17 protein-coding genes are annotated in these 12,871 nt (G+C 61.4%); 8 read left to right on the forward strand and 9 right to left on the reverse strand.

The window, feature by feature from the left end:
* Positions 1–6 precede the first annotated feature (6 nt).
* Positions 7–381: a DUF4346 domain-containing protein gene (locus tag SynMEDNS5_RS11335; protein WP_186583462.1), complete on the reverse strand. Its 375-nt coding sequence runs from the start codon at positions 379–381 to the stop codon at positions 7–9.
* 24 nt (positions 382–405) lie between these two features.
* Positions 406–1,587, reverse strand: coding sequence for a GNAT family N-acetyltransferase (locus SynMEDNS5_RS11340; protein WP_186583463.1), 1,182 nt, complete (start codon positions 1,585–1,587; stop codon positions 406–408).
* Between the two features lie 116 nt (positions 1,588–1,703).
* Here SynMEDNS5_RS11340 and SynMEDNS5_RS11345 point away from each other — a divergent pair, with 116 nt between their 5' ends.
* Positions 1,704–2,132: a hypothetical protein gene (locus SynMEDNS5_RS11345; protein WP_186583464.1), complete on the forward strand. Its 429-nt coding sequence runs from the start codon at positions 1,704–1,706 to the stop codon at positions 2,130–2,132.
* Here SynMEDNS5_RS11345 and SynMEDNS5_RS11350 read toward each other — a convergent pair.
* Together SynMEDNS5_RS11350 and SynMEDNS5_RS11355 are read right to left on the reverse strand one after the other, a co-directional pair.
* Positions 2,087–2,773: a RibD family protein gene (locus tag SynMEDNS5_RS11350; protein WP_186583465.1), complete on the reverse strand. Its 687-nt coding sequence runs from the start codon at positions 2,771–2,773 to the stop codon at positions 2,087–2,089. The genes SynMEDNS5_RS11345 and SynMEDNS5_RS11350 overlap by 46 nt on opposite strands.
* 12 nt (positions 2,774–2,785) lie before the next feature.
* Positions 2,786–3,706 (reverse strand): 6-carboxytetrahydropterin synthase, encoded by a 921-nt coding sequence (locus SynMEDNS5_RS11355; protein WP_186583466.1) that lies wholly within the window; start codon positions 3,704–3,706, stop codon positions 2,786–2,788.
* 51 nt (positions 3,707–3,757) lie between these two features.
* Here SynMEDNS5_RS11355 and SynMEDNS5_RS11360 point away from each other — a divergent pair, with 51 nt between their 5' ends.
* Positions 3,758–4,333: a shikimate kinase gene (locus SynMEDNS5_RS11360; protein ID WP_186583467.1), complete on the forward strand. Its 576-nt coding sequence runs from the start codon at positions 3,758–3,760 to the stop codon at positions 4,331–4,333.
* A gap of 3 nt (positions 4,334–4,336) precedes the next feature.
* Here SynMEDNS5_RS11360 and SynMEDNS5_RS11365 read toward each other — a convergent pair whose 3' ends face one another.
* Positions 4,337–4,600, reverse strand: a complete 264-nt coding sequence (locus tag SynMEDNS5_RS11365; RefSeq protein WP_186583468.1) for a chlororespiratory reduction protein 7 — start codon at positions 4,598–4,600, stop codon at positions 4,337–4,339.
* A gap of 31 nt (positions 4,601–4,631) precedes the next feature.
* On the opposite strand from SynMEDNS5_RS11365, the gene SynMEDNS5_RS11370 reads away from it, so the two are divergent.
* Positions 4,632–5,321, forward strand: a complete 690-nt coding sequence (locus SynMEDNS5_RS11370; RefSeq protein WP_186585988.1) for a DUF6816 family protein — start codon at positions 4,632–4,634, stop codon at positions 5,319–5,321.
* On the opposite strand, the gene SynMEDNS5_RS11375 is transcribed toward SynMEDNS5_RS11370, so the two are convergent.
* On the reverse strand, positions 5,290–6,018 hold the full coding sequence (locus SynMEDNS5_RS11375) for a glutathione S-transferase family protein (protein WP_186585987.1): 729 nt from the start codon (positions 6,016–6,018) through the stop codon (positions 5,290–5,292). The two genes, SynMEDNS5_RS11370 and SynMEDNS5_RS11375, sit on opposite strands and share 32 nt — an antisense overlap.
* A 60-nt stretch (positions 6,019–6,078) precedes the next feature.
* Between SynMEDNS5_RS11375 and SynMEDNS5_RS11380 the strand changes: the two genes are divergently transcribed.
* From SynMEDNS5_RS11380 to SynMEDNS5_RS11400, 5 genes are read left to right on the forward strand one after another with little or no spacing between them, the layout of a single operon-like run.
* Positions 6,079–6,285 (forward strand): DUF751 family protein, encoded by a 207-nt coding sequence (locus tag SynMEDNS5_RS11380; protein ID WP_006043059.1) that lies wholly within the window; start codon positions 6,079–6,081, stop codon positions 6,283–6,285.
* A gap of 1 nt (position 6,286) precedes the next feature.
* Positions 6,287–6,709, forward strand: a complete 423-nt coding sequence (rbfA, locus tag SynMEDNS5_RS11385; protein ID WP_186583469.1) for a 30S ribosome-binding factor RbfA — start codon at positions 6,287–6,289, stop codon at positions 6,707–6,709.
* Positions 6,696–8,324 (forward strand): glycoside hydrolase family 3 N-terminal domain-containing protein, encoded by a 1,629-nt coding sequence (locus SynMEDNS5_RS11390; RefSeq protein ID WP_186583470.1) that lies wholly within the window; start codon positions 6,696–6,698, stop codon positions 8,322–8,324. The genes rbfA and SynMEDNS5_RS11390 overlap by 14 nt, the downstream gene beginning before the upstream one ends.
* Positions 8,325–8,360: 36 nt before the next feature.
* Positions 8,361–9,569 (forward strand): glycosyltransferase family 2 protein, encoded by a 1,209-nt coding sequence (locus SynMEDNS5_RS11395; RefSeq protein WP_186583471.1) that lies wholly within the window; start codon positions 8,361–8,363, stop codon positions 9,567–9,569.
* On the forward strand, positions 9,566–10,384 hold the full coding sequence (locus tag SynMEDNS5_RS11400; RefSeq protein WP_186583472.1) for a uroporphyrinogen-III synthase: 819 nt from the start codon (positions 9,566–9,568) through the stop codon (positions 10,382–10,384). Before SynMEDNS5_RS11395 ends, SynMEDNS5_RS11400 begins: the two co-directional genes overlap by 4 nt.
* Here the strand turns inward: SynMEDNS5_RS11400 and SynMEDNS5_RS11405 are convergent.
* Genes SynMEDNS5_RS11405 through zds form a run of 3 tightly spaced genes read right to left on the reverse strand, consistent with a single transcriptional unit; the run spans position 10,354 to position 12,815 of the window.
* Entirely contained in the window at positions 10,354–10,923 is a 570-nt protein-coding gene (locus tag SynMEDNS5_RS11405) for a hypothetical protein (protein ID WP_186583473.1), read from the reverse strand. The two genes, SynMEDNS5_RS11400 and SynMEDNS5_RS11405, sit on opposite strands and share 31 nt — an antisense overlap.
* Positions 10,895–11,344 (reverse strand): SRPBCC family protein, encoded by a 450-nt coding sequence (locus SynMEDNS5_RS11410; RefSeq protein WP_186583474.1) that lies wholly within the window; start codon positions 11,342–11,344, stop codon positions 10,895–10,897. Before SynMEDNS5_RS11410 ends, SynMEDNS5_RS11405 begins: the two co-directional genes overlap by 29 nt.
* Before the next feature lie 4 nt (positions 11,345–11,348).
* The gene (zds, locus tag SynMEDNS5_RS11415; protein WP_186583475.1) at positions 11,349–12,815 is read right to left on the reverse strand and encodes a 9,9'-di-cis-zeta-carotene desaturase; all 1,467 of its coding nucleotides are present in this window, start codon (positions 12,813–12,815) and stop codon (positions 11,349–11,351) included.
* Between the last annotated feature and the right edge of the window lie 56 nt (positions 12,816–12,871).

Here is a 12,871-nt window from a genome sequence, read left to right on the forward strand (position 1 = left end):
ATCTGATCAATCCTGGACGTAAGTCCTCCCCTGGAGTAGGCAAGCTTCCGCTTTCTGAAGTTCCCGGCCGAGATAGAGCGCATGATCAAGACGACTGACCGGATGGGGCCCTTCTCCTTCGGTTAATACAATCCCCAGCTCCTTTGCGGTTCGGCCTCGATAACAAACGGCTGGTGCGCGTTCGCTCCCGCCTCGGCAACTGAGCACCTCACCGGTCTCTGGATCGGTGGCGCGGCCCTTGGAATCAACGTCATTCCTGTAATGCTCCGCCACGAGCTCCCCTGCGCTCGGATCCACCCGGATCAGAAAGTAGCCGCTTGGATCCAGGGCAATGAAGCGCTGGGAAAGCTGGTCATCGAGGGAATGGGTGCCGTCTGTCATCTCGTCACCCTACGAATCAGCTGGTCAACGCCCAAGTTCTGGAGGCTGGGCCCGGAACGGCAAGTCCGCATTGATGGCCTCGATCTCCTCCTGCATCAACGCATTGGCCCGAGGCAGCCAGGAACGAATCAAAGCATCTATCTGAGGGTCGTACCAGCGATGAAGACTGGTTCGGGCCTTTGCAACGAAACCCCTGCGGCGCTTGTGACTGCCACCGGCTCCTGGATCAAAGCTCACCAACCCCTGCTGCAGGGCCCACTCAATCGGGGCGTAGTAGCAAACCTCGAAATGCAAACAATCAATCTCCTCATCGCTCCCCCAGTAGCGCCCCCAGAGGTGCTGGGCGTCCCTGACGCAGAGCGACATGGCGACCGGGTCTTCAACCTCACCACGGTGGGCATTGAAAAGAACGACATGCGCTGCCAGTGAGGGTTCACAAAGCCGATCAAAAAAGCTGGCATCCAGGTATTTGCTACCCCAAGGCCCCCAACGGGCGCAATGTTGCTCGTAGAAATCATGCATCCTGGACACCAAAGCAGGGGTGAGGGCGTCCCCTGTAACCGGTGTCACGGTGAGGCCAGCATCACGCACAGCCTTGCGTTCCCGTTTGATGTTGCGACGCTGATTGGCGTTGAAACCAGCGAGATAGTCGTTGAAGGTTTGCTGACCATCTGAAGACCACAAACTTTGCTGATTCAGCCAGCCGGCACAACCGGCTGCTTGAGCGAGGGGCTGCCAGGCGGGATCCACATAAAGAAAATTGCAACTGAGAATTCCGTGTCGTGCTGCGAAGTCATCGATCAGGCCGAGCATCAGTTTGGTGAGCTCCAGAGCGTCTTCGCTGGCGGCCACATGGAAGCGGTAACCCTGCACGGGGCTGACCGGGCTCATCCCGATCAATTTCGGGTAATAACGCAGACCCAGATCACCGGCCAGGCGCGCGAAAGACTGATCAAACACAAATTCGCCATAGCTGTGACCCTTGAGGTAAAGAGGGGCCACGGCAACGAGCTGGTCGTTGTCCCGCCACAACGACAGGTGCAGTGGCTGCCAACCCTGATCAGGGGCCACGCTTCCGGACCGTTCCAACGCCAGCAGCCAGGTCCAGCGATAAAAGGGGCAGATCTGATCGCCCAGCAGCTGGTCCCACTGCTCTTCTGGGATCTCGCTGATGCTTCGATGCCAGCGGGCCGAGAGCGACGCCATCCCAGGCCAATTCACATGCCGAAATCGAACCCTAACCAGGTGCGATCAAAGAGGCGAAGATCAAGGTTCAATGTCGTCGACCCTTGATCTGGAACAGGCCCTGGCAGGCACTACTGATGGCCTCCTTGGCCGTTGGCATCAGCACGACAGCGATCGAGGCCAGGGCCGGACTGCTGAAGCCCTTGCTGCAGTTGATGCGCCCCAAGGTGGAGCAGCAGCTCGCAGGGGAATGCCAGCGGCTCGCCCAGCGGGCCATTGGCAGAATCGACACCAGTTCCCTGCCTGTGGGTGAACTGCTCTCCGGCATCGAGGAAACAGTTGTGCAACCCTGTCGTGACCTAGCGGTGCCAGCCAGTGAATGCTTGATCCGCGAAGCCTCGCGCAGCGGAAGAGAACTCGGCATCTTCAGTGAACTGATCAGCGGTCGTGTAGGCGACGACACCCAGGTGGTGATCAAACGCTGCCTGGCCTCTCTTCTGGGCTTGCCGGCCACAGGCCTTCAGGACCTTCCTCTCGAGGACTTGATGCTCCGGTTACGCCGGTAACGCACAAGCAGCTCACCGCCGCCGAGAGGCTTGCTGTGCTCCAGCAACCAGGAATCAGCCGCGGCCAGGTTCTCAGGGAGTGCTGGGGCTGATGACGGAACCCAGCAGAAAGGACCACCAAGAACGCGCGGGCAGAGCGTGAGTTGCAGCTCGTCAACGGCATCGTCCGCCAGCATCGATGCGCAAAGACCAGCCCCTCCCAAGAGCACAACTCTCGACCAGCCACGGGCAGCCAAGCTGGCCAGAGACTCGGTCCAGGACGCAGCAAGGGGATGGCCATCGAGGAATCCTTCGGCACTGCCGCCCTCCGGGGTGAGCAGGTAACGCGCAAAGGGCTGCTGAAAAAACGGCCAGTCCTGAGGGAAGTCCGCTTGGCGACTCACCACAAAAAGGTCGGGCTGTGGAGGACGGCACGCGGTTTGGCGCTGCTCAAGTAAATCCTGGTCATGAATCAGACAGCTGGAACGATGTGCCCGCAGCGTTCCAGCGCCGATCAAGGCCCCGTCCGACCAGGCCAAAGCTTCCTCTAAAGCCCTGCGATCACCGGGGCCACCAAGCTGGGAAGGGCCTCCCCGGGGATAGGCCAAACGTCCGTCCAGGCTGACGGCCAGCACCAGCCTGACTGTTGTCTGATGGGTCATCCAAGGACGCGATCAGACCGGGGCGGTCGCTTCCAAGGTGGCTGGCGTCATTTCAAGTTGAGGCATCTCGGCGTACACCTCAGCCGCATTGTTGGGACTTTCCTGAAGGCGCACCTTGTGGAGCTGGGCACCGATGGCCCCCACTGGACCCGAAAGACGGTCGGCGATGTGCAGGGCGATGTTTTCCGCGGTGGGCACGCACTCAGCGAAGAAGGGCACATCCTTGTTGAGAAAGGTGTGATCGAAGGGCTCCACCACAAGATCATCCACAAGGCGCTGGAGCGCAGAGAGATCGCAGACCATGCCGGTGCGTGGATCGATGGCACCACGCACCGTCACATCCACCAGGTAGTTGTGGCCATGACCGTGAGGACGGGCACATTTGCCGTAGATGCGCTCGTTCTCTTCCTGGCTCAGCTCCGGTCTTGCCAGACGGTGGGCGGCAGCGAAGTGGGTGCGGATGGTGAGGAAGGCGTCCATGGGATGTCCGAGGTAGTCGGCCCAGAGGCCCGGTTGTTCGTAAAGGCGCAGTGCCGTGATCGGCAAATGCGGTGCAAGACGCTGCCAGATGCGGTGCACAAGCGCTTCGGTGGTCGGCAGGCAGCCTTCCGGCCTTGAGACATCAAAATCCGACCAGGCGTCGTTCAGGAATCGGAAATTGAGCTGATCGGTGACCTCCTTGCGGATGGCGTGCTTCACCTCGGAGAGATTGAGCACCATGCCATCGGCATCAAGGCCACCAGCCATCGACACGATGAGCTCGTAGTTGTGCCCATGCCCGGGAGCCAGCGCACAGGCACCAAATCGCGCTGCGTTGTCATCAGCCGAAAGTTCCGGCAACCAGTAGCGATGACTGGCGCTGAAACAGGCTCGTCGGGTGATCACGCAACCGCGGCCCTGGCCGTGCCGGGCGATCGACTTCGTTTCAGTCATGTGAAGGTCCGGCCGGAAGGCATCCTAATGAGCTAACGGCAATTCGGAGCCATGCTGGATCCCGTCCCATCCCTCAGACAGCGGCTCGGCGGCCGCAACCTGTATCTCATCGGGATGATGGGGAGCGGCAAAACCAGCACCGGTCGGCCCCTCGCCCAACGCTTGCAGTACGGCTTTGTGGATGCCGATGCCGTGATTGAGCAGGCCGCTGGCTGCACCATTCCTGACATCTTCAAGCGCGATGGTGAAAGCGGTTTCCGAAGCCTCGAGACCCAGGTGCTCAGCGCGATTAGTCAGCGCCACTCCCTCGTTGTGGCCACAGGCGGCGGCGCGGTGACCCGCCCTGAAAACTGGGGAGCGATGCACCAGGGGATTGTGATCTGGCTGGACGTCAAGCACCAAGAGCTCTTGAGACGGCTGGAGCAGGACGACACCCCTCGACCCCTGCTGCAGGAACAGGACCCTGCCGTGGCCTTGAACAGGCTCTTGACGGCACGTCAGCCGATGTATGCAGAAGCCGATCTCACCGTGGTGATCGATGCTGAGCCGCCGGATGAGGTGGCAGACGGGATTCTGACCTTGCTGCCAACGCTGATCCAAGACCCACCGAAACAGCGACCCGATTGACCATCAGCTCTGAGGCGGTTCCAGACGGACGGCATACCACTGCACGCAAACCCCTGGCGAGATCTCCAGTTCACAGGCGGTGTCGAGCAGGCGCTCTGCGGCTTCGGTTGCACCGTCGCATCCACGCAGATCCTCCGGCCATGGATCGAGAGCCACCAGTCGTTCAACCAGCCATGTCAAGGTGGCGGCCGCTGATAGAAGCTGTTCAGATTCACCGGGAACAAGCACCACGTAGTGATCAAGCGAGCGGATCAGGGGGTCTGACATGAAGCGGTGGCTCTTAAGTGTGCTGTTCACCATGCTGCTGCAGCTGTTGATGGTGATGGGTGCTGACGCTGCAGAACCAGCCCAGGCATCCCTGCTGGAGCAACGCGCGATGGAATGGCCCGAGTGGTCGCTTCCAGCACCTCTCCCCCGACCGCGTGCCCGTCAGGATCTGATTTATCCCGACTGGTTCGAGGGCGACTGGCAGGTGCAAAGCGACACGCTCGACCGTGATGGTTCACGTCTTGAAAACGAATCCACGCTGCTGCACAAGGCACGCTTCCAGCGCAATCAGGCAGGACAGCTGGTGGGCGACCGAGCGTTCAACGCCACGGCCATCGGCAAAGCGCTGCTGGGGGACAAGCTCCTGTCGGTCGAGCAGGATCCCGAGCGCGTGAACCGTCAGCTCGCAAGGCTCAGCGGCGATGTTCTCTTGGAGACCAGCGTGATCGGCCGCCGTCAGGCCGTGGTCTCAACAGACAGGGGCAGAGAAGAATTCTTGAGTGATGAGCTCGTGCTCCAGATCCTGCATGGCCCGGGAGCGCCCCGACTGAGCAGAATCGAAACGCTCACGCGCTACGAACAGTGCGGAGCCGAAATCTGCGCGGATCAGCTCCAGGTGAGTTACAAGGCTCCTGGGTTGCAGACGGATCAGACTCTGGCAGGGCGCAGCAGCCGATTTCGGCTGGTGCTCACTCGGTTGCCGCAGGATCCCGCTGTATGAGCTGCGCCTCGAGCTGATCGCGCCACCGGAACAACGACTGCAGGCGGGGATGATCGCTGAGGCCGGGAACGCCGCGGCCAGCCAAGGAGTCTCCGGAGGAGGCAGGAAAACGCAGCAGGGAGAGCTGAGCGGCGACAGCAAGATCCGCCAGGGTGAGCGTGTTGCCAACCAGATAGCCGTTCTGATCGAGGCCTTCGGCAAGAGCCGTAAGACTGCTGAGCATGGAGGCCCTCTGCTCTTGACCGAGGAGATCGCCCAGCGTGCTCAACCAACCACCAGGCACCCCGGACATGACCTGACGCAGGGGCGCCGGCAGATCATCGGGCAGGAGAGCAAGTCTGAGTTGGGTGTCGTCAGCTGCAGCCTGCAGGAGCGCTGCCCGGGCTGATGCGGCCAGGGTGGTGTCTGCCCAATCCTCGATCAGCTCCACCTGAGCCCTCTGGAGCGGATCGGACGGAAGCAGGGCGGGATCGGGTTGCAGCGTTTCGAGATACCGGCAGATGGCGCTGGAGTCAGCAAACACCTGATCACCATCAACCAGAACCGGGACCTGTCGCTGACCCGACATCCGGAAAACAGACAGTTGGCCCAGTCCCGGAGTGACCTCCACCTCACGGAAACTCAGGTCTTTCGCATGAAGCGTCATCCGCACCTTCAAGCAGAAGGCGGAGTGGCGGAACTGGTGGAGCTCCAGCATTGTCCAGACCGGGGCAGGGAACGGCAGAGTAGCCATGAGAAACGGATCAACGCCATCGCCATGCGCGAGTTCTTCGTCAATGTGACCCGCTATCCGCGTTACCTGATCGCGTTCAGCCTCGGCGTGCTGAATTCCGTTGCGGAGCCGCTGGCGCGCCGCCGCAGCAATCCCGTGACCGCTGTGGCACTGATCGGAGCCTTGATCAGTGGCTTCATCAGCCTCGGACTGGTGTTGCGTGCCATGGTGTCTTCAGCACCAATGAGCTGAGATGGCTCCTGGACGACGGGTCGAACGTGTTGCAGCTCTGATCCGCAAGGAGACGAGTGAACTGCTGATTCATGGCATCCGCGATGAGCGGGTGCATCAGGGGCTGATCAGCATTACCGGGGTGGAAGTGAGCGGGGATCTGCAGCACTGCAAAATCTTCGTGAGTGTGCTGGCCGATCCTGAAGGCAAGGCCCAGGTGATGGACGGTCTGCAGGCAGCCAGCAGCTTCCTGCGCGGGGAGCTCGGCCGTCGTCTGCAGATGCGGCGTGCACCGGAAGTGGTCTTTCATCTCGACCGTGGCCTGGAGAAGGGAGCCTCGGTTCTGGGACTGCTCGGGGACCTCGAGCGTGAACGCCAGGAGCGGGGAGAAATCCCGGCAGGCAGTGACGACGCTCAGGACAGCCACAACGATGAACGCAGTTGAGCAGCGGCGGGCGGTGTCCCAGCTGCTGGTGGTGAGGGCCAGCGGTCATGCCGGCGATCACCAACGGCGGTACCCCCGCTGGGAATTGAGCAACGGGGAGCTTCAACGCTTGCTGGCGAAAGGCATCGGCGGCGTGATTCTCCTGGGAGGCACAGCCACAGAACTGCAGCAGCGCTGCCGCACGCTGCGCTCCTGGGCGGGTCATGACGATCTGCTGCTCTGCGCCGACGTGGAGGAGGGGGTTGGTCAGCGCTTTGAGGGCGCCACCTGGCTGGTCCCGCCGATGGCCTTAGGGCGTCTGCAGTCAAACGACCCGGAAAAGGCGATGGTCCTTGCCGAACGTTACGGGCGCTGCACCGCTGACCAGGCCCGCCGATGCGGACTCAATTGGGTGCTGGCACCGGTCTGCGATGTCAACAGCAACCCAGCCAATCCAGTGATCAATGTGAGGGCTTGGGGCCAGATTCCTGAGGCCGCCGGTGCGCTAGCTGAAGCATTCCAGCGCGGCCTTCAGGCCGGAGGCGTTCTTGGTTGCGCCAAACATTTCCCCGGACACGGCGACACAGCCCAGGATTCCCATCTGGAACTGCCTGTGCTGAGGCATTCGCGGGAGCGGCTGGAACAAATTGAACTCAGGCCGTTCCGTCGGCTCATCGCTGCAGGGGTGGACAGCGTGATGACCGCGCATTTGGTAGTTCCAGCCCTTGATGCCGAGCGGCCCGCGACCCTCTCTCCCAGGGTGCTGACAGACCTGCTCAGAGATTCTTTTGATTTCCAGGGACTCATCGTCACCGATGCCCTGGTAATGGAGGCGATCACAGGTCTGGTGGGTCCAGGAGAAGCTGCAGTACAGGCCTTCGAAGCCGGGGCGGACCTGATCCTGATGCCCGCCGATGCCGACAAGGCCATTGACGCCGTCTGCGCAGCCCTCGACAGCGGGCGCATTCCCTCCCTGCGCCTGGAGCAGTCTCTGCACAGACGTCGGGACGCCCTGCGACGCTGCAGCGGGGCCCAGGCCAGGAACGAAGCCGCTTCACCGCCTGACGCTGAAGAAACCTCAAACGAGCGCCAGCTCTCTCTCGAGTTGGTGAGCGCAACCCTCGAACGACAGGGAGGGACTCCGATTGAACCACCCGCTGGTGGCGGTGTAACCCTGATCCGGGTGGATGGTGTGCTGGCCTGCCCTTTCTTGCGCCCTGATGCTCCAGCCATCGGCTGGCCCACCAGCCGTGGATTCAGGCCGATCATCTGCCATGACCTCGGAATCAGCCCCTGGCATGAACCTCCACAGGGTGACAATCCTTTGGATCTGGATCGACTCGGTGACGGACCGGTCTTGCTGCAGCTGTTTCTGCGCGGCAATCCATTCCGCGCAGGCCGGGATCGTGATGAACCGTGGCCGGCAGCCATCCGCCAGCTTCTGAAGCTGAACCGTCTGGTGGGGATGGCTGTGTATGGCTGCCCCTACCGGTGGGAAAGCCTGCGAGTGCTTCTCCCCGACACGATCCCTGCCGCCTACAGCCCCGGCCAGATGGCTGATGCCCAGCAGATGCTGATGGGTCAGTTGCTGGGGGACAAGCAAACGCTGGAGCTGGGGAGCGAATTCACTGACTGAACGGCTCTAATCTCGGCGCCAGTGCAGGACGACGTCATGCTCAGCCTCTCGATGATCGTCCGCGACGAAGCCAAGCGCATCGATGCCTGCCTGAACTCGGTAAAAGGCTTCGTCGACGAGATGGTTCTGCTCGACACCGGCTCAACGGACAACACAGTCGCGCTGGCTGAAGCTGCTGGTGCCCGGGTAGAACGGATGGACTGGCCCGGGGACTTCGCACCAGCAAGAAACGCGGCACTCGAGCACGTGAAGGGGGACTGGGTGCTGGTGCTGGACGCCGATGAACGCCTGCGCTCAGAGGCCATCCCAACGATCCGAGCACTGATGGCTCAACCCGATGTTCTGGTGATCAATCTGCTTCGCCATGAACTGGGTGCTGCCATGGCCCCGTATTCCAATGTGAGCCGGCTGTTCCGACGGGATCCCCGAATCCGCTGGAGTCGGCCTTATCACTCGATGATTGACGACAGCGTGACCGAGATCCTGAAGCAGGAACCTCACTGGCGGGTAGCGAACTGCGCTGAACCGGCGCTGCTGCACGACGGCTACCGCCCTGAACTCCTAAACCAAAGTGACAAGGCCGAGCGACTGCGTCGTTCGATGGAGCAGTGGCTGGAGGATCAGCCGAACGATCCCTATGCCTGCACCAAGCTCGGGGCACTGGAGGTGAGCAGTGGCAACCACGAGCGAGGCGTGAATCTCCTGCGCAAAGGGCTCGAGCAGCTGCAGGATGGAGCAGGAAGAACGGCTGAGCGCTACGAGTTGCTGCTCAATCTGGGGATCGCCTTGGCACCTGAAGATGCTGATGCTGCTGAGAGTTACTACAGGCAGGCGCTGGATCTGGCCTTGGATGTGCGTTTGAGCCTCGGTGCCCGGCTGAACCTGGCCGCCTTGCTGATGCAGGCCAATCAGCTGGATGAGGCGATTCAGCTCACCACCACAGCCTGCCAGCGTGCCCCTGAAGTAGCGCTGGCCTGGTACAACCTCGGCTTGATGGAACGACGCCGGGGCGACCTCGCCGCATCCCTGCGCGCCTACGAGCGTTCACTCGAGCTCAATCCCGATCACGCGGAAAGCCACCAGAACTTCGCCGTCGCGCGGCTGATGGGTGGCGACATCGATGGTGCGCGCGCCAGCTTCCGCGCAGCGATCGACAAGCTCCATCAACAGAACCGTGCCGAGGAGGCCGGGGCGCTTCAAGCCCAGGTGAGCGGGATTGTGAAGCTCGAGGGGAGTGCGCAATGACGGGAGGCCAGGCCCCTGCGCTGACGGGACGCACGGTGTTGATGACCCGGGCGATGGAGCAGCAGAGTGAGGGCCGCCGACTGCTGGAGGCGCTCGGTGCCAAGGTTCTCGATTTGCCGGCTCTGGAGATCGGCCCTCCGGATCACTGGGGTGCACTCGACGATGCTCTAGCGGAATGGGACAGCTTCCACTGGCTGATCTTCTCCAGTGCGAACGGCGTGGAAGCCGTTGAAGAGCGGCTGCAACAGCAGGGGAAGACCCTGGCCCATCGACCAGGCAGCCTCAAAATTGCAGCAGTGGGACGCAAGACCGCCAGGCGCCTGGAGGAGCTTGGCTCGGAGGCGGATTTCGTGCCCCCCGAGTTTGTCGCCGACAGCTTGATCGAACACTTCCCGGTGTCTGGCTGGGGGCTGCGCATCCTGCTGCCACGGGTCCAGAGCGGTGGACGCACCGTTCTGGCGGAAGCTTTCGGTGAAGCCGGCGCGCGGGTTGTGGAGGTGCCGGCTTATGAGTCTCGCTGTCCGGAGGCGATCCCCGCAGCAACGCTGGATGCCTTGCGAGCCGAGGCAGTGGATGCGATCTGTTTCACCAGCGGCAAAACGGTGCTGCACACCACACACCTGCTGGCACAGAGCATGGGGGAGGAGGAGGCGACGGCCAAGCTCAAACGGGCTGCCTTGGTGTCGATCGGTCCGCAAACCAGTGAACGTTGCCGCGAACTGCTGGGCCGTGTGGACCAGGAAGCCCATCCCCATGATCTCGAAGGCCTTGTGATGGCTTGTGTTCAGGCAATGCAGAACGGAACTTCGGTTTGACCCGCCACCGAAACAGTGAGGCAGCCTCGGCGCAGGTCGATGGTCTGAACCACCCATCCCACCGGCAATAAACCGCTCGACTCGCCAGGGCAACGACCTCTCTCGCCGACACAGACCGGCCCTGAACCTTCTGATGTGGTCACCAGGGCGCGACGCTGACCACCAACTGACAGCACCCCTTGAACCTGGAGTCCCAGGCCAAGCGGTTGATCAGGAGCGGATGTTGAAACAGCAGCAGCCACGGGAGCGAAGGGATCTGGGCGGCCATCGGGAACCGCACTGAGCACCTGCTCGAGACTGGGCAGGGGCACAAAAGAGGAGGGAGGTGCCAGCCGGTCAAGACGATCCCTGGAAGTTTTAGAAGCAACGTCCTCAGCCTCAAGCGGCTTTAACCCAGGAGCAGCGTTCTGAGTCGTGTCACTGCCGCAACCGCTGATCAGGATCCAGAGCAGTCCGGCCAAGCTCACCCCTCGCACGACAGCACGGGAAGAGACACTTCGGAGACTCCGTTCAGCCCCCAGACGCGTTTTCTCGCTCAACCAGATCCCGGAAACGATCAAGGTTTGCCTGAAGCTCCTTGGTAACAATCCCTCCAAGAATGCTGGGTTCCATCAGTGGTGCCAAGACCCCTGGAAGCTCATAGGTGACCGTGAGCTTCACAGCGGTACGTCCCGGCTGCTCGACGTAGAAACGAACAGCACCTTTCGTCGGCAGGCCACCGACGGATTCCCAGTGCAGCTGCTGAGCTTCGACGCGTTGGGTAATGCGTGCCTTCCAGTGAAAACGAAACCCCTGAGCAGCAAGCGTCCAGTCGGTAAGTTCTGGATCATCAAGGGTTTTCACCGATTCGATCCAACGCATCCACTTGGGCATGGCCTCGAGATCGCTCCAGACAGCCCACACCCGGTCCACGGGAGCGTTGACCTCGGTGGTCACAGAATGTTCAAGCCAGCGTCCCATGGGTTCAGGCGACTGCAGTGTTTGTGGCCAGCCGGGCCGGCTTCCTGAGGATGGCGGCGGCTGCGAGATGTCCACTCATCGTGGCTCCCTCCATGGAATCGATGTAGTCCTGACGGGTGTAGCTGCCGGCCAGAAAAAAGTTGTTCACCGCGGTGCTCTGTTCAGGCCTGTAAGGCTCCATTCCAGGGGCTTCGCGGTAAAGCGACTGAGCCAGTTTCACCACGTTGCTCCAGGTGAGCTTGAGGTTCCGTGCTGATGGAAACAGGTTTCTGACCTGCTGATCGGTATGCGCAACGATGTCGTCCACAGATTTGGGGATCCACGGGTCACCAGGGGTCAGCACGCATTGCAACAGGGATCCAACGCCATCCTTGCGGTAGTCCTCAGGGCTGGCCAACGCCAGATCGGCGAAACAACTGAAATCGGCATCGGCTGTGTAGAGGAGATTGTTGAGCCCAGCAGGCTCGGACACATCCCGGCGACGCTCTTCATGGGCCTCTCCGAGCTCGGTGACCCAGCCGTCGTAGCGCAATTGCACCGTGGCGACTGGAACGGCCTCGAGTTTGTGAATTGCCTCAAATTGGGGGAAGCGGCGCCAAGCCTCAGGCAGCAAGCGCTGAATCCCTGGCACATCACAGGCAGCCAGGTAGGCATCGGCCTCGATCTGCACATCGCCCTCGGGTGTCCCTAGCTCCAGGCTGGTGACCTCTGGACGATCACCCTCCGTGAAGTGCACCTGCTTCACCCGATGACGCAGGTGCAGCTTGCCACCGCGCTGCTGGATGTACTCAAGGATTGGGCCAGTGAGCCAACGATGGGGAGAACCCTTGAGCAGATTCAGCTTGGAGGCTTCAGTTTTGGCAGCGAACATCATGAAGATGGTGAGCATGCATCGAGCCGAAATGGCCTCACAGTCGATGAAACCGAGGGCGTAGGCGATGGGATTCCACATGCGTCGGATGCTTTCCGGGCTGCCGCCATGGCCGACAAACCAGTCCTGGAAGCTCATCGAGTCCAGGGCACGGATCGTGCGCATCGCCCCTTCGTAATCAACAAGACCGCGCACGATTGGGCTGGTTCCCAGGGCAAGCGCATTGCGGAGCTTGTCGATCCAGCTCAGCTGAGGCGTAGTGAAGAAGGCCTTGAGGCCGTTGAACGGAGCGCCGATCGGAAAGCGGAAATCAAGCTCCCGCAGGTCACCACCACTGTTCACGAACAAATGGGTGTGATCTTTCGGAAGCAGGTTGTCTATCGCCCCCACCTTCCGCATCAGCTTGAAGAGGTTGGCGTAGTTGAAAAAGAACACGTGCAATCCCATCTCAATGTGATTGCCCTCAGGATCAACCCAGCTTCCAACCTTTCCGCCCATGAACGGACGAGCCTCGTAAAGGTTGACTTCATGGCCTGCATCCACCAAATCCACCGCGGCGGCAAGCCCTGCCAAACCAGCGCCCACAATCGCGACCCGCACGCCTCTGCTGCCAAGAACTCACTGACTCTATGAATCGGATGGGGTGGACCGCTTCG

It is taken from the genome of Synechococcus sp. MEDNS5 (genome assembly GCF_014279875.1).
GTDB lineage: Bacteria > Cyanobacteriota > Cyanobacteriia > PCC-6307 > Cyanobiaceae > Synechococcus_C.

Excerpts from the sequence above, each read along its gene's own strand:
- SynMEDNS5_RS11375 (WP_186585987.1), bottom strand. The coding sequence starts at position 6,018 with ATGCTGGAGCTCCACCAGTTCCGCCACTCCGCCTTCTGCTTGAAGGTG.
- SynMEDNS5_RS11395 (WP_186583471.1), top strand. The coding sequence starts at position 8,361 with ATGCTCAGCCTCTCGATGATCGTCCGCGACGAAGCCAAGCGCATCGAT.
- rbfA (WP_186583469.1), top strand. The coding sequence starts at position 6,287 with ATGGCTCCTGGACGACGGGTCGAACGTGTTGCAGCTCTGATCCGCAAG.
- SynMEDNS5_RS11380 (WP_006043059.1), top strand. The coding sequence starts at position 6,079 with ATGCGCGAGTTCTTCGTCAATGTGACCCGCTATCCGCGTTACCTGATC.
- SynMEDNS5_RS11355 (WP_186583466.1), bottom strand. The coding sequence starts at position 3,706 with ATGACTGAAACGAAGTCGATCGCCCGGCACGGCCAGGGCCGCGGTTGC.
- SynMEDNS5_RS11345 (WP_186583464.1), top strand. The coding sequence starts at position 1,704 with ATGGCCTCCTTGGCCGTTGGCATCAGCACGACAGCGATCGAGGCCAGG.
- SynMEDNS5_RS11390 (WP_186583470.1), top strand. The coding sequence starts at position 6,696 with ATGAACGCAGTTGAGCAGCGGCGGGCGGTGTCCCAGCTGCTGGTGGTG.
- SynMEDNS5_RS11335 (WP_186583462.1), bottom strand. The coding sequence starts at position 381 with ATGACAGACGGCACCCATTCCCTCGATGACCAGCTTTCCCAGCGCTTC.
- SynMEDNS5_RS11365 (WP_186583468.1), bottom strand. The coding sequence starts at position 4,600 with ATGTCAGACCCCCTGATCCGCTCGCTTGATCACTACGTGGTGCTTGTT.
- SynMEDNS5_RS11400 (WP_186583472.1), top strand. The coding sequence starts at position 9,566 with ATGACGGGAGGCCAGGCCCCTGCGCTGACGGGACGCACGGTGTTGATG.
- SynMEDNS5_RS11370 (WP_186585988.1), top strand. The coding sequence starts at position 4,632 with ATGCTGCTGCAGCTGTTGATGGTGATGGGTGCTGACGCTGCAGAACCA.
- SynMEDNS5_RS11350 (WP_186583465.1), bottom strand. The coding sequence starts at position 2,773 with ATGACCCATCAGACAACAGTCAGGCTGGTGCTGGCCGTCAGCCTGGAC.
- SynMEDNS5_RS11340 (WP_186583463.1), bottom strand. The coding sequence starts at position 1,587 with ATGGCGTCGCTCTCGGCCCGCTGGCATCGAAGCATCAGCGAGATCCCA.
- SynMEDNS5_RS11410 (WP_186583474.1), bottom strand. The coding sequence starts at position 11,344 with ATGGGACGCTGGCTTGAACATTCTGTGACCACCGAGGTCAACGCTCCC.
- SynMEDNS5_RS11360 (WP_186583467.1), top strand. The coding sequence starts at position 3,758 with ATGCTGGATCCCGTCCCATCCCTCAGACAGCGGCTCGGCGGCCGCAAC.